This window comes from Rhizobium sp. TBD182 (genome assembly GCF_001950375.1).
Classification (GTDB): domain Bacteria; phylum Pseudomonadota; class Alphaproteobacteria; order Rhizobiales; family Rhizobiaceae; genus Agrobacterium; species Agrobacterium tumefaciens.
Genome location: NZ_BDLN01000015.1, coordinates 3,284 through 21,472, shown reverse-complemented (window position 1 = coordinate 21,472; position 18,189 = coordinate 3,284). Strand labels below are relative to the sequence as shown.

Below are 18,189 nucleotides of genomic sequence, written 5' to 3'. Positions count from 1 at the left end.
GGTCACGAGGTGCGATTTTCTGCTCAGAAGCACGATCAGATGTCTCGGATTTCATGAGTTTAATTTTTACCCTGAAGCGGTGTTGACATGCGTGTTACCGATCGGTAACTATTCAAATGTTACTTACCGGTAACACCTTGGCGCGAGCCCGTCAAGCAATCGCCCGCTTTCAGAGCTTGGGAATTATCGAAAGGAGACTGAGATGAGACACACGATAGACGAGATGACGCTCGCCGAGATTTTCGCAGATCCACTGATCCGTTCGGTCATGCGCGCTGACGACGTGGGTCTGGACGATTTCAAAGAGTTGATGCATTCGGCGGCGACGTCCCTGACGACACGCGATGGCGCAGCACTTGCTGGACAGTTTGAAACGACCGGGCCTGCAGCGTCATCGAAGCGTACACTCGTAACTGCCATGCAGCCCTTGTTCGCAGGTTTCTTTAAGCCTTGCGCTGCCCATATGTGAATGTGGCCTGCATCACCACAAGGCGAAAACACTCGCAAGGCATCTTGCTCGAGCTAACTGTGGTTCACTCGCAATGACGGCTTTTCGCCTCCATTCCGGCCGTTCAGGCGGGCCGCAAATTTCGCCAAAGCAGCCGCCCGGCCTCTTTGGGTTGAATGTCCCACTTGAAGCGGAGAGCGGCCTAACCGCTTTCAGGCTGACGGAGGATGAAGCGGCCATGCGGTAGCGCAAAGGTCGGTCGCGTAGCACCGACTTTTTTGCACCTGACCGAAGGAAATTCCACTGAAAATCCAGCACGGCTGGCCTGCGCGCAGAACTAGGGATTTTTGCGACAAATTACGGACAGCCTTACAGCTTGGCTGGCTTAAAGCCGAAACCACCAATCTCAGCTGACACGTTTCGTTAAGTACGAATCCATTCGATAAACTTTTAGTCTTAATGCCGCGCGGGTACGCCATTAGTGGTCGACACCAATAGTAATCACACGGGCGGAGACTTCACATGCAACGATGTTTTCTGAATACCTTACTGGTAGCTGTCATCGCCGGCTTCAGCGTCCCTAGTGGTTCGACGCAGACGTACGCTCAGTCGACTCCAAAAGTTCAGTTGGGAGAGGGACGTGAATACGAGATCATCGATAGCGAAGTCTGGGATGTGCCCGATCGGGTTTCCGGTCGCGCTTACCAAGTTTTCGTCGCTTTACCACCGTCCTACGCGAGGGAGCCTCAGCGGCGCTACCCCGTGCTTTACGTCACCGATGCTGACTACGCTTTCCCGATCATTCGGCAGATCGGCCGCCGTCTGAACGTCGAAGGGCCCCGGATCGAGGAGTTCATTCTTGTCGGTTTGTCTTATGGAAAGGGTGAGGATGGCAAGGTCAGCCGTCAGCGCGATTACACCCCCACGTCGAACGGTCCAAAGAGCGCACCTGCTGGTGCGATCCATGGGCAGGGACGGGCCTATCAGCGTTATTTGGGTGATCAGGTGAAACCATTTATCGCCACCCGCTATCGGACCGATCCCGCCAGATCGCTCTTCCTTGGCCACTCCTACGGTGCTTTGCTTGGCGCACAGATACTGTTTACCGAACCTGACTTGTTTAGCGGCTATATCCTCGGTAGCCCCTCTCTCTGGTACGACAAGCGCCACACCTTGAAGCTCGAAACGGATTACGCCACGCAGAACAAGGACCTGCCGGCGAAAGTCTATCTTTATGTCGGCGCCTATGAGGCGCAGCGCAAAGGCGACCGGCGCTACAACCAGACGGTAGATATGGTCGCCGACAACCGGGCTTTAGAAGCAGCGTTGCAGAGCCGAAACTATCCGAACCTGCAATTGAAGTCGGCGGTCTTGGACGACGAGGATCACCTCACCGTAGCGCCGCGTGGCTTCACGCAGGGCTTGGAGTACCTTCTGGGAGTGCGCTGACAAATCGCATCGAAAACTGGAGCGGAGGTATTGGCACTTGTCGCACGCGGACGTCTCAACAAGCAGATCGCAACTGAGATCGGTCTGAGCGAGGTCACAGTGAAAGTCCATCGTGGCCAGGTGATACGAAAGATGCGGGCCGACACCGTCGCCGACCTCATCAGGATGGCCGATCTTTTCGGGACATCCGAAGGCGTTGTAAAGGTCAAAGGTGGAGACCACCCTGCTGGCAGAAGATCGCGGTAGATTCGTATCTGCGTCGGCGCGTCAATGCCGGTGGCCGAACTAACAGACAGGGTGATCCATGGTTTAGCATTCAGCCCCAACGCATCCGTCACTTATGGTTTCTTTATTTTATAGACCCTAGGCCCCAATCGAATCCCTATGTCGATCGAGGGTAAAACGGAGACCGTGTACAGTGTAGCGGTTTTCCATGCAGCCAGATATTCTCAACATCACCGACCTTTGCCAACGGCTCGAAAACGGCTCTAGGGTACGTGAAGAGCACGTATGGTGTCTCGCAAAGCATACGTTCCCTCAGCTCTGTTCGGCAAATACCGCAGCAGGGAAGCGCTTTCAAACGCTCCTGGAAGCCAATGCACTTATCGATGCATTGTTTTTGGCAGTGTCGACGTTGTGCCCTTCCGTCTCCCTCAAAGCCATACGCAGGACATGCCACGGATGGATGTGCTCGGCATCTCTGGCCATCGACGGTGCCTCACGAAAGGCAGTGGGGCGGCATGCAGACATGGAAGGTGCCGTGTTCATAGCCCTTCTCACCATCCTGAAATACCAGCGGCAGAGCAACATGAAGACAGTTTTAAAAACCGGCGAGGGTGACTGAGATGCAGGAGCAATTGCATGGAAAGCATCGTTTTTCCGGAACAATGACGGCTCTGGTCACGCCGTTCCTTGGTAATGGTATCGATTATGCAGCATTCGATCATCTGGTTGAATGGCAGATCGACCAGGGAATTGATGGCCTCGTACTGAACACCCTGATAGCCGAAGGCCCCACTCTTAAGACCGAAGAGCGCCGCAGTTTGATCAGCCGTTGCGTTCATTTGACGAGGGGGCGCATTCCAGTCATCGCAGCGACTGGCACCAACAGCACTGCCACGACATGCGAAAGAACCATTGAGGCTGAACAACTCGGTGCAGACGCAGTACTCATCGTTCAGCCCTACTATAGTCGGCCAAGTCAGAAAGGCATCATTCATCATTTCGAGGAGGCTGCGAAGCGGGTTCAGCTGCCGATTTTCATTCACAACGATCCGCGTCATACCGCTGTGGAGATAAGCCGTTTCACGTTGAATATACTTTTGCAGATTCCGAACGTGGTCGGTCTTGTTGACGACACCTGCACTATGGCGCGCATTGCCAAGTCTGTAGATCAGGCCGCAGCCGATGTCATATGTCTGTGTGGCGATGACTTCGCCGGTGACGACGCGATTGCAGCATCGCACGGATCGATATCGGCTGTGGCCAATCTGTGCCCTGCAACCGTTTCCTCCATGCAGCGGGCGATAAGGGCAGGTGATGCACACCTGGCACAACACATTCATCAACAACTGCTTTCGCTGGCAAGTGCTGTATCCCTTGAAAATACCTCGGCATCCCTAAAGCACGCATTGACTTGCCTGCGCGGCATTGATGATGCAGTCCGACTGCCAATGACAAATATCAGCGACGAGACAGCCCATGCCGTCATGCGGGCGCTGAAGCCTCTGCGACACGCCCGCCCTCGTCGTCCTCAATCACCTTTGATTTTGGAGGCACGAACTGCGCGCATTTCGCAGGGCGGTGATCGTCCTTCCTGAAAGCACAGGACTACGCCGACCATAGAGTTGAGGTTGGAAACACCATTCTTTCAAGGAGTTATTACAGATGCACGGACGCTTAGGACTTTACTACAGACTTCAGTCGGAACTGCGGCGACGGGTTGCAACAGACCAGGCTGAAGAACGCAAAACTCCAATTGAACGCCGAAAAGCCGTTACAGAACTGACGATGTTTGTTCGCCTGTTCGCCGTCGTCGGTGGACTGATGTTCGCGGTGTCGCTCATCATGGGCAGCATCCAATAAACGAAAACATGTCCTTTTGACATCGAGATAAGACGCAAATTTTCTCACAGGAAGAGACGATGCAAGACAAATTTGGACCCGGCCGGAACGCAGGAAATCGGTTCACGATCGGGCGAAACAGGAAAGGCTGCTGGCTTGTGTGTGACACGCTCGGCCTGGTTGGTGGCATATTCGTTGACAAAGCGTCTGCCATTCGCTTCGCAAGAACCGAAAGCTGCGACCGTTCAGATCGTTTTTACTGGGGACGTGGAAAGCAAAGCCTTGAGGTCAAGGATCTTTTCAATGTCGGCTCAACACGGCGCCATCCGGCCCGGGTACAGTTTCGGAGCCAAAATTGATGTTCAGATATCGTTTGCTACGGACGTTCATAAGAGGTGCGTTCAAGTTCCTTTTTCTTGCCGTCATTACATCAAGCGCGATCATCCTCACAGTCGCTCCGACGATTTTTCGCGGTTTCTCCTGACATCACAGATGGAGCAAATCACTATGAAAGTGAAAGATATCTACGCATACCAACTCGATGGCGTTGAAATAGAATGGAAAAACCTCACACGCTGTGATGATTACCGTTGTAAACTTGCGAACATCTATGCCTTGGAGCAGGACGAAGGCCAGCGAAAAATCCAGCTCGCTAAACTGCTCAAGTTCGAAGAGTTCTATGGTGCCGCAATCGAAGCTGGGCGAAACATCGGCTCACATGGGAATTTTCTTGTTGAACCGCATCTTGGTTTTCTTCCAACGGGTCTTTGCATGTCTGTCTATCTGATCTGGAAGGACGACGATCATGGTAGCATGTACGTCGTTTCGCCGGTCGAGATGCCGCATCTGGAAAACTAAAGCGTCATAGCCATCCAGATTTTCTGAACTGGTAATACAAGATGCCGCAGAGAGAAAAGATGACTGCCAAGACGACATAATAGCCGTACTGCGTCTCAAGTTCGGGCATATGCTGGAAGTTCATCCCATAGATCCCGGCGATGGCGGTGGGGACGGCGAGGATTGCGGCCCATGCTGCCAACTGTCTGGTGATCGTGCCCTGACGCTGCATTTCAAGAAGATTGCTGGCCTCGAAAACGGATGTGACCACTTCGCGCAGGCCTGACACCATTCCCTCAACCCGTCTTACGTGATCGTGGACATCGCGAAAATACGGTCTTGCATTCTCGTCGATGCACGGCAACTCAAGATGGGTCATCCTGCCGATCATTTCTGACATCGGCCCCAGGACACGCTGAAACAGGATAACTTGCCGGCGCATCCGGAAAAGACGTCTGATCTGGTCGCGTTCGAGAAAGGAGATCAACATATGTTTCTCCATTTCGAGAACCCTGTCTTCCAGCTTCTCGACCATCGGCAGATAGCCATCGACGACGAAATCGAGAATACCGTGGAGCACATAATCCGGGCCATGTTCCAGAAGCCGAGGTGACTGTTCGAGTTGCTCCCGCAATTCCTTGTGCCCACGGGCCGACCCGTGTCTGACCGTGACCACGTGATTCGGACCAACGAAAACATAGGTCTCGCCATAGGCGATCTTGTCACCCTCGAGATATGCAGTCTTTGCGACAACGAAAAGCCGGTCGCCATAAACTTCGACCTTCGGGACCTGGCCGCCCTTCAAGGCATCCTCGATGGCCAGCGGATGCAGCCCGAACATAACCTTCAGGCTTGCCATCTCCTGCGCCGTGGGTTCCGTCAGTCCGATCCAGGCGAAGGCATTGTCGCCCGTCTCAAAAGGCTGATCGTTCAAGGGAACGTCCTCTGCCCGTTTGCCCGCACGGTACATATAGGAGGCGACAACTGTCATCTCGTTCCTTTCAAGAACAGGTTAAGGCCTTGAGCCGGATAATGTCGGGGGATGCGGCCCGGTTGCGGTTGCTGGACGCAGAGCGCGGTCATTCCTCTTGTCTTTACGTTAATCTAAGGCGGATTAAGAGCCGGCAACATGGAAAATAGAGACGTGAAATCCGTCAATCTTCTCTTCTTTTTTCTGTAGAAGGATATGCCGAGCAAGCCGCACAAGCATGCCATTGACGACGAATGCTGCAGTGCACATATAAAAGCGGTCGATCTTTTTAACTTGAACAACCCGCTACCGATCTAACGTTGGCAAACGTGCGCAGGGCGCAGAAACTGAGAGTATGACGTCACAAGCGGCCTTGTTGCTGGTCAACCCGAATTCCCGCAAAGGGAGAGACAGTCTGCCAGAGGTGCGACTGTTACTGGAGCAAGCTGGAATCCTTTTCACTGAGTTGCCGGGCGACTATGCGGGTACGACGTCCCAGGCGATTGAAGAGCATATCGGCTTGGTTGATCGTGTCATCGTCGGCGGTGGTGATGGCAGCCTGAACGGCGCGGCGCTCGGGCTTTTGAAAGCAGGGCTTCCCTTGGGTGTTCTGCCGCTTGGAACGGCAAATGATTTTGCCCGCACCATAGGTCTACCGTTGGATCTTGCTCAGGCAGTGGGTGTCATTGCCAAAGGCAACACGACCAAGATCGACCTCGGCGAAGCGAACGGGCATCCATTCTTCAATGTGGCAAGTGTCGGCTTCAGTGCCGATCTGGCAATGTCGCTCACCGAAAAGGCCAAGAAGCGTTGGGGCACGCTCGGCTACGGTATCGTCGCTGCCCGGTTGCTCGCCAGCTCAAGACTATTCACCGCAACGCTTGAGCATGACGGCCAAACCGAGGAACTGCGAACCTTGCAGGTGGCTGTCGGCAATGGGCGCTTTTACGGTGGTGGCATGACCGTGCATTCAGATGCCACGGCGACAGACGGCATGCTGGATTTCTATAGTCTCGAGGTCGACCATTGGTGGAGATTGTTGGCGCTTTTGCCAAGCTTGCGCAAGGGTACGCATGGCGACTGGAACGATGTCCGGTCGTTCTCGACAAAACATCTGACCATTCGCACCAGCAATCCTCGCGCGGTCAATCTCGACGGCGAGTTAAAGACCAACACACCCGTGACGTTTCATATCAGGGAAAAGGCAATCTCGGTCTTCGTTGCCTGACGGACGCGAATTCATCTCCATTCATTTCAAAAAACAAAGGCTACATTTTTCATGGCAACGGGTCTGATAGCGCTTCTCGATGATGTCGCGGCAATCGCAAAGCTGGCTGCTGCGTCACTCGATGACGTTGCGACGCAAACGGTCAAGGCCACTGGTAAAGCAGCAGGTGTCGTGATTGATGATGCTGCCGTCACGCCGCGATATGTGGTGGGCCTCAGTCCCGCCCGTGAACTCCCTATCATCGCCCGCATTGCTTTGGGTTCGTTGAAGAACAAACTTGTGTTTCTTCTGCCGGCAGCGCTTCTTCTCGGCTTTTTTGCGCCGTGGGTCATTACGCCCCTGCTCATGGTCGGTGGTGTCTACCTCTGCTACGAAGGTGCCGAAAAGCTCTATTCGGTGTTTTTTCCGCATGCTGCGCATGATCACGAAAAGAAGGTTCTGGGTGAAGAGCTTGATCCGGTCGCTCTTGAAAACCAGAAGGTCAGCGGCGCGGTTCGCACCGACTTCATCCTCTCTGCGGAAATCATGGCGCTGACACTGGCTGATGTCTCACAGTCCAGTGTCTCTATGCAGGGCTTTGTGCTCGCTGCCGTGGGTATCCTGATCACACTTGCCGTTTACGGTTTCGTCGCGCTTATTGTTAAGGCAGATGACGTCGGCATCGCGATGGCCAAGACCTCATCGGTGGCCCTTCAGGTCATTGGTCGCGGTCTCGTCTATGGCATGCCGATCTTCCTCAAAGTGCTGGCGGCTCTCGGCACCGCGGCGATGCTGTGGGTGGGAGGCAGCATTGTGGTTCATGGGCTTGCCCAGCTCGGCTATGCTGGTCCGGAACATCTCATCCACGATGTTTCAGCCGCGGTCGTTTCTGCCATCTCTTTCGCTCCATCCGTCGTGGGCTGGCTTGCAACGTCTGTTCAGCAAGCTGTGCTTGCTATCATCATCGGTGCTGTTGCCGTGGTCGCGATGGGCAATTTGATTGTACCGATGTGGCGGAAAATACGCGAAGTTAGACCTATCTGATTAACCCGATTTGAGCCCTCTCTGGGCAGTCAGCATTTGGCAGGCTGGAACGTGAGCTTCTTCGCAGCGGCAACCTTGATGGTGGCGCCGGTTGCCGGATTGCGAGCCTCACGCTCCGGGGTATCCTTGATCTTGAACTTGCCGAATCCGGGGATAGATGTTTCCGCTCCGGACGTGGCTGCCTTCGTGATTGACGCGAAGACGGTTTCGACGATCGATTTCGCCTAGGCTTTGGTCAGGTTCTGTTCGGATGCGATCTTGTCGGCGATTTCATTGGTTGTGGTCATGACGGTTTCCTCGTTAAAGACGGAAAAACCCTTTCAGGCGATCGTTCCGTTGTCATGCGGCGATGTCCTCACAGTGGCGCTCCTGCCGGGGTTTCCACAGCCTCTCGCCGGCTGATAGCCCCTTTTACGCTTCTGCAGTACCAGTTCGAGAAAGCGCGATATTGCATCCTTCTCATTGCCGAACACCTCGGTCATCTCCCCGCCAGCCTTGCCGATCCGTCCCCAGCTTCGCACGACGGCTATTTCTCCAAAAAGGGTTGGCGGGATCGCAAGCGCGTAATATCGGGCCATGTTCCTATTGGCGCGATCCTCTGGCAATAAAGCTGGTAGTGGTGTGTTCCCATCCCCGCATGATCGGCGATGCTCACGATCTGGTCCAACGAGACTTATGAATCGATAGGTCCCTTCCGATTCATTTCTGTGATGGATGCCCGTTGCGGTTTCGGCAGTGTCCGATGATCCTGACGTGATCAAGCCATCCGGTCTTTTATTCCGTCGCAGGTTTCTACACGTACGAACGGCAAGGACGGCGTTGCAAAAGATTGTTCCGACCTGACGACTCTCCAATGAGAGTCCGGCCGAGTTTAGAAGTTGCTTGTGGCCGGACACTGCCTTGGCGACCCTCGCCGTCCGGATGCACACCGCCTGTCACGTTCCCACAGCATAGGACAATTCTTCAACAGGGTGAAGCCTGTATGCGCCTGTCATGTGAGCCAAAGTGATCGGATGCCCGTGACTGACATGGATACTCCCTGGTTTTGAGGAAATTTTGCCTCGGCAGCCTTCAGTGCCACGCCGCTCACTTTTGCCCGGCTCAGAAATGATCGAAGGGGCTGCGACATAAGCCTTCATGATGGTCATGTCGTTCGTCGGTCAATCCGGCCCTCGTGAGCCGCAAGGATTGGCGGAAGATTACGGCGAGCGTTTCTGTGTCAGGTGCCATCTCAAACTCGGAACGGGAGGAGGAGGGCGACTTCACAGCCAGAAACGGTGCGGTCGCTAAGGCAGCGCGCGGAATATCAGTATCTAAACCGGTTGAGATCCGCCAGCATATCGGGCCATATAGGACGAAGCAGAGATCGAAGAGCCATGGTCCTTTCACTTTCCGGCATCAAGAAATCCTACCAGACAGCCGAAGGCAATATCCCGGTCCTGAACGGCGTCGACCTTTCACTTGAAGCCGGCGAAAGTCTTGCCCTGACGGGGGAATCCGGCAGCGGAAAGAGTACGCTTTTGCATCTGGCAGGCGGACTTGATTTGCCCGACAGTGGCATTATCACGGTGAGGGGGCGGAAAATAACCGATCTCGACGAGGCCGGTCGAGCGAGCTTTCGACGCCGGGAGGTGGGATTGATCTTCCAGCAGTTCAATCTCATTCCGAGCCTCGATGTCGGATCCAATATCTCGTTTCATGCCCGGCTGGCGGGCCGTTTCGACCCGGTATGGGAAAAAAGCCTGGTCGAGGCGCTGGGGATCGGAGAGCTGCTTGGACGCTATCCCGAACAGCTCTCCGGCGGTCAGCAGCAAAGGGTGGCAATCGGACGTACGCTTGCGGCAAGACCGCCCCTCATTCTTGCCGATGAGCCGACGGGCAATCTCGACGAGGCGACGGCTGATATCGTCATCGATATCATGTTGAGACTGACAAAGTCCGCGCAGATCACACTCCTCCTGGTGACCCATTCCAGCCGGCTGGCGGTAAAACTCGATCGGCGTATCGCGCTGAGTGGCGGGAAGATTTCGCAATGAACTGGACCGCTTTCCGGGCACTGCTCTCACACTGGCGCTACCGACCACTCCAGCTTCTCACCCTCATTGTCGGCGTCACGCTTGCAACCGGCCTCTGGTGCGCGGTCCAGGCAATCAATGCCGAAGCCAGAGCAAGTTATGACCGGGCGGCCTCGGTCCTGGCGCAAAACCAGCTGGATCAGCTAGTGGCAAAGGACGGCGGCAGAATTTCCTCGCAAACATATGCCCGGCTTCGAAGGGCGGGTTTGCAGGTCTCTCCGATCATTGAAGGCGATTACAGGTTTGGTACGACGCGTATCAGGCTTGTCGGCATCGACCCCCTGACCATGCCGTCTGACGGAACGGTGCCTGCACCATCTGATCCGTCCGGGCTGGTCGAATTCATCCGGTCGCCCGGGCAGATGATCGTTTCGCCTGCAACGGCTGCCACATTGAAAGATACCTCTGGCCTTTCCCTTAAGGCACGAGCGGATCTCCCCGACGGCGCAGCATTTGTCGATATTTCCACGGCTGACCGCCTGTTGAAACGCAACGGTGAACTGAGCCGGCTTATCGTTTCGCCATCGCAAGACCCCGATCTTCCGACGATCGGAAACATAGCCCCTGAACTTTCCCTCGAACAGGCAAGAAGCAGGCCCGACGTTGCAAGGCTCACCGACAGTTTTCATCTCAACCTGACCGCTTTTGGTTTTCTTGCCTTCGTTGTCGGTCTCTTCATCGTGTATTCGGCAACGGGTCTGTCGTTCGAGCAACGGCGTGGGACGTTCAGGACCATACGGTCGCTCGGGGTCTCGCTTCGCTCCTTAACCGTGATGCTCGTTATCGAAACCGCGCTCTTTGCACTGGTATCGGGAGCGCTGGGCATTGTTGTCGGCTATGTGGTCGCATCTGCTCTGTTGCCGGGCGTGGCCGCGACCCTGCGTGGCCTTTACGGGGCCAGTGTTGCCGGTTCACTGTCGCTTCGGCCTGAATGGTGGATCACCGGCCTTGCAATGGCGCTGGTGGGGACCGGGCTCTCCTCGCTTCAACATCTCCTCCGCGTCTGGCAGATGCCGATACTGTCAACCGCACAGGGCAGGGCGTGGGCGATGGTATCCACGAAAAGCCTCCTCCATCAGGCCGCCGCCGGGATGGTTCTGATTTTTGTATCCGGCGCGCTTGTCCTGCTGGGTGGCGGGCTCATTTCCGGTTTTGCAGTGCTTGCAGCGCTTCTTCTGGGCGCTGCACTCATTCTTCCAACCTTGCTGGCACTGGGCATGAGAGTGGCGGAACACTTGTCCGGACACGGACTGACCCGCTGGTTTTTCGCCGATACGCGCCAGCAACTGCCGGGTCTTTCCCTGGCGCTGATGGCATTGCTGCTCGCTTTGTCGGCCAATATCGGGGTCGGCACCATGGTCTCAAGCTTCAGGCAAACCTTTGTCGGATGGCTCGATCAGCGCCTGGCCGCAGAGGTCTATGTGACGGCTCGTGACGAGGCTGAATCTGCGCGCCTGCGGCAGTGGTTTCCACACCATGCAAGGGCCGTTCTACCCATCTGGAGTACGGAAGGGGAAATTTCTGGGCAGCAGGTCCGCATCTTCGGCGTCGCCGATGATGCGACATACAGGGATCATTGGCCGTTGATTTCGGGCGGGCCCGCAACATGGGACGAGATTGCGAGCGGGAAGGGTGCACTGGTCAACGAACAGTTCTGGAGGTCAGGAAAGGCGTCGCCCGGCAAAGAGATAGAAATACCAGGTGGCTGGAAAGCCCGCGTCGTCGGGGTGTTTTCCGACTATGGCAATCCGAGGGGCGAGATCATCATTGGTCTTGATGCCCTTGTTCAGCACTACCCGGACATTGAAAAGCTGAGATACGGCCTTCGCATGGAGTCAAAGGAGGTTGCGGGCTTCAGACAACGCCTCATGACTGAATTCGGCCTGCCCGAAGCCAATATTGTCGACCAGGCCTCGCTGAAACGGCAGTCTGCTGCAATCTTCGAACAGACGTTTGCGGTCACCGGCGCGCTGAATGTGCTCACGCTCGCGGTGGCGGGTTTTGCCATGTTTTCGAGCCAGCTTACGCTCGCTTCTCTTCGACTGCCGCAGCTTGCTCCTGTCTGGGCACTTGGACTTCGTCGCCGCGACCTTGCGATGCTGGAGGTCCTGCGAACTCTTGCGCTATGGCTTGTGACATTCATTGCCGCCATCCCTGTCGGGCTGGGACTGGCCTGGGTTTTGCTGGCAATCATCAATGTAGAGGCTTTCGGATGGCGACTGCCGCTGATCCTGTTTCCGCTGGACTGGCTGAGGCTGGGTCTTGTTGCCCTGCTTGCCGCCATCATTTCGGTCCTGATCCCTGTTCGACGGCTTGCTAAAACCGCGCCGGCCGATCTTTTGAGGATATTCGCCAGTGAACGCTAAAGCCGTCCTCCTGCTCCTTTGTGCTTCTTGCACTTCCTTGCCCACGCCGGTCATAGGGCAAGGCTTTGCGGGCCTCGGGTCAAATGCCGAAGGCTTCAGCATTCCCACACGCGGCGTTGAAATCGTCTTTCCAAAAGACCACAAGGCACATCCCGGTTTCAGGATCGAGTGGTGGTACGTTACTGCAAATCTGCAGACGGCCGATGGACAGCGCATGGGCGTCCAATGGACACTCTTTCGTTCTGCGCTTGAACCTGTCGAGCGCCCCGGATGGTCCGACCCTCAAATTTGGATTGGCCACGCAGCCGTGACGACTGCCAGCCGTCACCATGTTGCCGAACGGCTGGCGCGGGGAGGCGTGGGACAGGCGGGGGTCAAAGGCGAACCCTTCGACGCCTGGATTGACAATTGGCAAATGAAGGCAGGGACTGACGATGCACGGGACGACCTCGATCAGATCGATTTGAACGCCAGTGGCGAGAGCTTCCGGTATCGTCTGAAACTTCAGGCCCACGGGCCTTTGGTGCGTCAGGGGGACAAGGGCTACTCGGTTAAATCGGCAGAGGGCCAGGCAAGCTATTATTACTCCCAGCCATTCTACCGTGTCAGCGGCAGCGTCTTTCTTGATGGTGAAACCCATGAGGTAACGGGCGAGGCGTGGCTAGATCGGGAATGGTCGTCGCAACCGCTAGCCTCGAGCCAGACGGGATGGGACTGGTTTTCCCTTCATCTTGCATCCGGCGAAAAACTCATGGCCTTCCGTCTGCGTGACGATAAAAGCGGCTACATCTCCGCCAACTGGATTTCCGCCGATGGCAGGCCGTCTCCCGTCGATCCGAAAGACGTCTTGCTCAGTCCGTTGCGGACCGCGGATATCAACGGAAAGAGCATTCCGGTCGAATGGAGCGTGAAGATACCCAGCCGTGGCCTCGACATAAAAACGAAGCCCCTGAACGAGAAAGCCTGGATGGCGACGTCAACCCCCTACTGGGAAGGGCCAATAGAGTTTGATGGAAGCACGTCAGGACAAGGTTATCTGGAGATGACCGGATATTAGCCAGTTCAACTGCGTTTGCCGAGATATAGGCTGGAGCAAGGCCTGAGCTTACAGACGCCGCCTTATCCGGGCCGGCGCGACACCCCGGACAAGCTCCGAAGTAGTCGTCTTGTGATGACAACCCATTGTTCGGCTTCGTCCCAGCCAGGAATAAGGCAACGCGGTGGATCGTGCATCTGCGGACCGAAGTCTTTTCCCTTGGCGCTCAATACATCGATGATGTCTTTTATGTTCTCGACCGGGAACTGCGCTCGGCGCAGCCGTACTCGGGACAGGGGGCTACCTGGGGTATCGGTGCACTGGCGCATACAGCAAAGCTGGGCTCGTCGGCATCGACTATACCGCGACGGGTTACGACTAGTCTTTCTGCGATCGGTACCCAAGCTTTTCAGAAAGCGCGTTGGCGGTGGTGCGAAGCTCCTCACCAAGGTACGCGATTTTTTCGTCGCTGGCTTCGCTGCGGATCAGACTGATTGCAATGCCGGCAGATGCGGCTCCCGAGTAATCGCGTATCGCTGCGCCAATGCAAAGCATACCTTCGCGGATCTGACCATCGTCGATGGAGTAGCCGCGAGCGCGCGTCAGAGCCAGTTCCTCTTCAAGCTGCGAAAGGCCAGCAACGCTCCTTGATGTCAGAGGCTGTGGAAATTGCGAGAACAACATCCTCAATTCACCGGGCCCCAGATCGGACAGGAGGATCTTCCCGGTGGCCGTAAATGGCGCCGGCAGACGCATACCGATCCGAAACGTGTGTCCAAGAGGCTGAGCCGAGTTGCGACAGCCGATGTAAACGACTTCGCCACCCTCGCGGACGGTGAGGGTCACCGTATAGGGATCGAGGTCGTGGCGCTGGGCGAGATGGTCGTTGAATGTCGATACGATATCGAGGTGCGACAGAAAGCCGTTGGCCCATCTAAGCGAGTGGGGTCCAATACGCAGGGTTCCATCGGCAGATCGCGCCAGAAGATCAAGCTCAGTCATCACCGCAAGCAAGCCATGCGCGCTGCTTTTGGGCAAATCCAGAAATCGTGTCAGCTCGGCTGCTGTCAGGTCCCGCGGGGAACCTGCCACAAGATCCAGAATACGCACGGCGCGTCTGAGTGCCGGTACAGTGTCTGATATTTGCGACGATTGTTGATCTTCAGCCATGCACTTTCCTTGACACACTTGGCCCCTTTGGCCCATAGTTCACTCTAATGATTCAAGTTCAATTAGTTGAACTCTAATGCGGGAGAGGTCGATGATCAAGCTAAAAAATGCGGCGCTGTTGCGTGATGCCTGCCTGGTGAATGGTCGCTGGCTGAAAGCTGCGGATGGCAAGACGATTGCGGTGGAAAATCCCGCCAACTCGATGATCATCGGTCACGTTCCTTCATTGTCGGCAGATGAGGTTGAAGCTGCAGTCGAGTCAGCAAACAAGGCATTTTCCGAGTGGAGCCGCCGGGCTGCGAAGGACCGCGCTGCCATATTGCGTCGATGGTTTGATCTCATGGTGGCGAACGCTGACGATCTTGGTGCGTTGATGACTGCCGAGCAGGGAAAGCCGTTTGCGGAAGCAAGGGGCGAAGCCCTTTATGCGGCATCTTTCGTGGAATGGTTCGCGGAGGAAGCCAAACGTGTTTACGGCGATACAATTCCTTCGCCGACCACGGACAAGCGCATTACCATCCTGAAGCAGCCGATCGGTGTCTGCGCCGCGATCACGCCATGGAACTTCCCGGCCGCGATGATCACCCGCAAGGCGGCCCCGGCACTTGCCGCAGGCTGCACGATGATCGTCAAACCGGCTGAGCAGACCCCTCTCACCGCACTTGCTCTGGGTGTTCTTGCCGAAGAAGCGGGCGTTCCCGCCGGTGTCTTCCAGGTGGTGACGGGCGCCGCACGCGATATCGGCAAGGTGTTTACCGAAAGCGACACGGTGCGAAAGATCTCCTTTACCGGATCGACCGAAGTCGGTCGTCTGCTGATGGCGCAATCGGCCCCGACGATCAAGAAACTGTCGCTGGAACTTGGTGGCAATGCGCCTTTCATCGTCTTTGATGATGCCGATCTGGATGCGGCCGTTGAGGGTGCGATCGTGTCGAAATACCGCAATGCCGGACAGACCTGCGTTTGCTCCAACCGGATCTATGTCCAGGATGGTGTTTACGACGCATTCGCGGAAAAGCTGGTCAAAAGGGTCGAAAGCCTGTCCGTCGGTGAGGGCACGGAACCTGGTGTTCTGATCGGTCCACTGATCGACCAGGATGCCGTGGCAAAGGTCGAGGATCACGTTGCTGATGCCCTTGGCAAGGGAGCAAAGATCGTCACCGGTGGAAAGCGCCATGCTCTTGGAGGCACGTTTTACGAACCAACGGTTCTGACTGGTGCAACCCAGGCCATGAAGGTCGCCCGTGAGGAGACCTTTGGACCCGTCGCCCCGCTCTTTCGGTTCGGGACGGAAGACGAAGCGGTCGCCATGGCGAACGACACCGAATTTGGTCTGGCGGCCTATTTCTACACCGAGAATGTCCGCCGGACATGGCGTGTCGCAGAAGCGCTCGAATACGGCATGGTGGGCCACAATACAGGCCTCATCTCCAACGAAGTCGCACCATTCGGTGGCGTGAAGCAGTCCGGCTTGGGCCGCGAAGGCTCGCACTACGGCATCGATGAATATCTTGAAATCAAATACCTGTGCTCGGCCATCGGCTGAGATCACGCTGGGAGGATCAGATGACCATCAACCCTTTCGAATTCCGCACCGTTCCCTCCATGCAGGTTGCCTGGGGTGGCGCCCAGCGCCTCGGAGAGATTCTTTCCGGCAGGTTTCAGGCGCGCAAGGCGCTGCTGATTACCGATGCAGGTCTCATCAAGGCCGGCCTCATCAAGCCGATTGCTGACGCACTTGCGGCCAGCGGCTTTGACGTCACGATCTTCGACAAGGTCGTTGCTGATCCGCCAGAGCACATCGTTGCCGACTGCGTCGAGTCCGCAAGGCAGATCGGAGTCGATATCGTCATCGGTCTTGGCGGGGGCTCATCGCTCGATATCGCCAAGCTCGTGGCTGTCCTTCTGGTCTCCGACCAGGCACTTGCCGACATGTACGGGATCGGAAACGTTAAGGGATCACGCCTGCCGCTCGTACTGGTGCCGACCACGGCCGGTACCGGTTCGGAAGTCACAAACATCTCCATCATCACCACGGGAGAAACCACCAAGATGGGGGTTGTTTCTCCGCAGCTTTACGCTGATTTCGTTCTTCTGGATGCTGAACTGACGGTGGGACTGCCGCAGGTCCATACGGCTGCCACCGGTATCGATGCCATGGTGCATGCCATCGAGGCTTACACCAGCAAACACAAGAAGAACCCGCTATCAGATGCTCTGGCGCGAGAGGCACTGCGGCTGCTCGGTGCAAACCTGATCGCCGCCTGCAGGAACGGGGCCGACCGGAAAGCCCGTGAAGGCATGCTGTTGGGTGCGACATTGGCAGGTCAGGCTTTCGCCAACTCACCGGTGGCCGCTGTCCACGCGCTCGCTTATCCGCTGGGCGGCCATTATCACGTGCCACACGGGCTTTCCAATGCCCTGATGCTGGGGCCGGTTTTACGCTTTAACGCGAAGGCTGCAGCGTCGCTTTATGCGGAGCTTGCCGACGTGCTGGGTGTTCCGGGTGAAGGGGATGCGGCAACCCGTTCGGATGCGTTCGTTCAGCATATGGAAACGCTGATGGACGAAAGCGGCGCGCCGCGACGTCTGCGCGATGTCGGCGTGACGGACAACACGCTCGCCATGCTTGCGTCCGACGCAATGAAACAGAGCCGTCTGTTGGTCAATAATCCGGTCGAAGTCCGCGAAGAGGATGCGCTTGCGCTCTACCGCGAGGCGTTCTGACCCATTTCTGACAGCAATATCTTCAGTCCCAAGGGAGGAAAACGAGTGACCGATATCAGACTTTACATGCTTCAGTCGGGTACGCTGAAATGCAAGGTACACAACATCAAGATGAACCAGGGGAACGGTGCAGACTATGAGATCCCCGTTCCGTTTTTCCTGATTACCCATCCGGGCGGGCACACCGTGATCGACGGCGGCAACGCGATTGAAGTTGCAACGGATCCGCGTGGCCATTGGGGCGGCATCTGCGATGTCTATTGGCCAGTGCTGGACAAGGACCAGGGCTGCGTTGACCAGATCAAGGCGCTTGGTTTCGATCCGGCCGATGTCAAGTATGTTGTGCAGTCGCACCTGCATCTCGATCATACCGGCGCCATCGGTCGCTTCCCCAACGCAACCCACATCGTGCAGCGCTCGGAATATGAGTATGCCTTCACGCCCGACTGGTTTGCCGGTGGCGGCTATATCCGCAAGGACTTCGACAAGCCGGGCCTGAAGTGGCAGTTCCTCAACGGTACGCAGGACGACTATTACGACGTTTACGGCGACGGCACGCTCACCACGATCTTCACGCCCGGTCATGCGCCCGGCCACCAGTCCTTGCTGGTGCGACTGCCAAACAGCAAACCGCTTCTCCTGACGATCGATGCTGCCTACACCCTGGACCACTGGGAGGAGAAGGCTTTGCCTGGCTTCCTCGCCTCGACCGTTGACACGGTCCGTTCGGTTCAGAAACTCCGAACCTATGCCGAAAAGCATGATGCGACGGTCGTTACCGGCCATGACCCTGACG

The 18,189-nt window shown here is 56.4% G+C and carries 17 protein-coding genes and 2 pseudogenes; 15 read left to right on the top strand and 4 right to left on the bottom strand.

The genetic code is table 11. The features are described 5' to 3' along the window. The first annotated feature begins 202 nt into the window (after positions 1–202). From T18_RS25345 to T18_RS26890, 7 genes are all read left to right on the top strand, one after another. Positions 203–469 carry a hypothetical protein gene (locus tag T18_RS25345; protein ID WP_038496712.1) on the top strand — a complete coding sequence of 89 codons (267 nt, stop codon included), beginning with the start codon at positions 203–205 and terminating at the stop codon, positions 467–469. A 501-nt stretch (positions 470–970) separates the two neighbouring features. Then, positions 971–1,897, top strand: coding sequence for an alpha/beta hydrolase (locus T18_RS25340; protein WP_038496715.1), 927 nt, complete (start codon positions 971–973; stop codon positions 1,895–1,897). A gap of 3 nt (positions 1,898–1,900) precedes the next feature. Then, positions 1,901–2,143 (top strand): LuxR C-terminal-related transcriptional regulator, encoded by a 243-nt coding sequence (locus T18_RS25335; protein ID WP_280174338.1) that lies wholly within the window; start codon positions 1,901–1,903, stop codon positions 2,141–2,143. Between the two features lie 187 nt (positions 2,144–2,330). Further along, on the top strand, positions 2,331–2,741 hold the full coding sequence (locus T18_RS25330) for a hypothetical protein (protein WP_038496721.1): 411 nt from the start codon (positions 2,331–2,333) through the stop codon (positions 2,739–2,741). 1 nt (position 2,742) lies between these two features. Next, positions 2,743–3,717, top strand: coding sequence for a 4-hydroxy-tetrahydrodipicolinate synthase (gene dapA / locus T18_RS25325; protein ID WP_051489750.1), 975 nt, complete (start codon positions 2,743–2,745; stop codon positions 3,715–3,717). 67 nt (positions 3,718–3,784) lie between these two features. Further along, the gene (locus T18_RS25320; protein WP_038496724.1) at positions 3,785–3,982 is read left to right on the top strand and encodes a hypothetical protein; all 198 of its coding nucleotides are present in this window, start codon (positions 3,785–3,787) and stop codon (positions 3,980–3,982) included. 72 nt (positions 3,983–4,054) lie between these two features. Further along, entirely contained in the window at positions 4,055–4,819 is a 765-nt protein-coding gene (locus T18_RS26890) for a hypothetical protein (RefSeq protein ID WP_139322538.1), read from the top strand. A gap of 4 nt (positions 4,820–4,823) precedes the next feature. On the opposite strand, the gene corA is transcribed toward T18_RS26890, so the two are convergent. Beyond that, entirely contained in the window at positions 4,824–5,789 is a 966-nt protein-coding gene (gene corA, locus T18_RS25305) for a magnesium/cobalt transporter CorA (protein WP_038496732.1), read from the bottom strand. Positions 5,790–6,123: 334 nt separating this feature from the next. Between corA and T18_RS25300 the strand changes: the two genes are divergently transcribed. Both T18_RS25300 and T18_RS25295 read left to right on the top strand, forming a co-directional pair. Beyond that, positions 6,124–6,996, top strand: coding sequence for a lipid kinase (locus T18_RS25300; RefSeq protein ID WP_038496734.1), 873 nt, complete (start codon positions 6,124–6,126; stop codon positions 6,994–6,996). 51 nt (positions 6,997–7,047) lie between these two features. Then, positions 7,048–8,019, top strand: coding sequence for a DUF808 domain-containing protein (locus T18_RS25295; protein WP_038496737.1), 972 nt, complete (start codon positions 7,048–7,050; stop codon positions 8,017–8,019). 29 nt (positions 8,020–8,048) lie between these two features. Here the strand turns inward: T18_RS25295 and T18_RS25290 are convergent. Both T18_RS25290 and T18_RS25285 read right to left on the bottom strand, forming a co-directional pair. Next, positions 8,049–8,306, bottom strand: a pseudogene (locus tag T18_RS25290) (HU family DNA-binding protein). Positions 8,307–8,339: 33 nt separating this feature from the next. Next, positions 8,340–8,650: pseudogene (locus tag T18_RS25285) on the bottom strand (WGR domain-containing protein). 745 nt (positions 8,651–9,395) lie between these two features. On the opposite strand from T18_RS25285, the gene T18_RS25280 reads away from it, so the two are divergent. The 3 genes from T18_RS25280 to T18_RS25270 are packed head-to-tail and all read left to right on the top strand — an operon-like array spanning position 9,396 to position 13,517. Further along, complete coding sequence (locus T18_RS25280; protein WP_038496744.1) at positions 9,396–10,055, top strand: ABC transporter ATP-binding protein; 660 nt, start codon at positions 9,396–9,398, stop codon at positions 10,053–10,055. After that, a complete protein-coding gene (locus T18_RS27225; protein ID WP_038496747.1) occupies positions 10,052–12,460 on the top strand; it encodes an ABC transporter permease in 2,409 nt (802 codons plus the stop codon). Before T18_RS25280 ends, T18_RS27225 begins: the two co-directional genes overlap by 4 nt. Next, a complete protein-coding gene (locus tag T18_RS25270; RefSeq protein WP_038496750.1) occupies positions 12,450–13,517 on the top strand; it encodes a lipocalin-like domain-containing protein in 1,068 nt (355 codons plus the stop codon). The genes T18_RS27225 and T18_RS25270 overlap by 11 nt, the downstream gene beginning before the upstream one ends. 357 nt (positions 13,518–13,874) lie before the next feature. Here the strand turns inward: T18_RS25270 and blcR are convergent, their stop codons facing one another. Further along, positions 13,875–14,702, bottom strand: coding sequence for an IclR family transcriptional regulator BlcR (gene blcR, locus T18_RS25260; RefSeq protein WP_075807872.1), 828 nt, complete (start codon positions 14,700–14,702; stop codon positions 13,875–13,877). A 55-nt stretch (positions 14,703–14,757) separates the two neighbouring features. On the opposite strand from blcR, the gene T18_RS25255 reads away from it, so the two are divergent. From T18_RS25255 to attM, 3 genes are all read left to right on the top strand, one after another. Continuing rightward, complete coding sequence (locus T18_RS25255) at positions 14,758–16,212, top strand: NAD-dependent succinate-semialdehyde dehydrogenase (RefSeq protein WP_038496761.1); 1,455 nt, start codon at positions 14,758–14,760, stop codon at positions 16,210–16,212. 20 nt (positions 16,213–16,232) lie between these two features. Then, entirely contained in the window at positions 16,233–17,393 is a 1,161-nt protein-coding gene (locus T18_RS25250) for an iron-containing alcohol dehydrogenase (protein WP_038496764.1), read from the top strand. Positions 17,394–17,438: 45 nt separating this feature from the next. Next, the coding region (attM, locus tag T18_RS25245; RefSeq protein ID WP_414896166.1) for an AttM family quorum-quenching N-acyl homoserine lactonase at positions 17,439–18,189 on the top strand (751 nt) is incomplete at its 3' end.

What these genes read in the sequence shown, in the direction of transcription:
- dapA (WP_051489750.1), top strand. Translation starts at nt 2,743, where the DNA reads ATGCAGGAGCAATTGCATGGAAAGCATCGTTTTTCCGGAACAATGACG.
- T18_RS25340 (WP_038496715.1), top strand. Translation starts at nt 971, where the DNA reads ATGCAACGATGTTTTCTGAATACCTTACTGGTAGCTGTCATCGCCGGC.
- T18_RS25300 (WP_038496734.1), top strand. Translation starts at nt 6,124, where the DNA reads ATGACGTCACAAGCGGCCTTGTTGCTGGTCAACCCGAATTCCCGCAAA.
- T18_RS25330 (WP_038496721.1), top strand. Translation starts at nt 2,331, where the DNA reads ATGCAGCCAGATATTCTCAACATCACCGACCTTTGCCAACGGCTCGAA.
- corA (WP_038496732.1), bottom strand. Translation starts at nt 5,789, where the DNA reads ATGACAGTTGTCGCCTCCTATATGTACCGTGCGGGCAAACGGGCAGAG.
- T18_RS25320 (WP_038496724.1), top strand. Translation starts at nt 3,785, where the DNA reads ATGCACGGACGCTTAGGACTTTACTACAGACTTCAGTCGGAACTGCGG.
- blcR (WP_075807872.1), bottom strand. Translation starts at nt 14,702, where the DNA reads ATGGGCCAAAGGGGCCAAGTGTGTCAAGGAAAGTGCATGGCTGAAGAT.
- T18_RS25345 (WP_038496712.1), top strand. Translation starts at nt 203, where the DNA reads ATGAGACACACGATAGACGAGATGACGCTCGCCGAGATTTTCGCAGAT.
- T18_RS25280 (WP_038496744.1), top strand. Translation starts at nt 9,396, where the DNA reads ATGGTCCTTTCACTTTCCGGCATCAAGAAATCCTACCAGACAGCCGAA.
- T18_RS27225 (WP_038496747.1), top strand. Translation starts at nt 10,052, where the DNA reads ATGAACTGGACCGCTTTCCGGGCACTGCTCTCACACTGGCGCTACCGA.
- T18_RS25255 (WP_038496761.1), top strand. Translation starts at nt 14,758, where the DNA reads ATGATCAAGCTAAAAAATGCGGCGCTGTTGCGTGATGCCTGCCTGGTG.
- T18_RS25250 (WP_038496764.1), top strand. Translation starts at nt 16,233, where the DNA reads ATGACCATCAACCCTTTCGAATTCCGCACCGTTCCCTCCATGCAGGTT.
- T18_RS25295 (WP_038496737.1), top strand. Translation starts at nt 7,048, where the DNA reads ATGGCAACGGGTCTGATAGCGCTTCTCGATGATGTCGCGGCAATCGCA.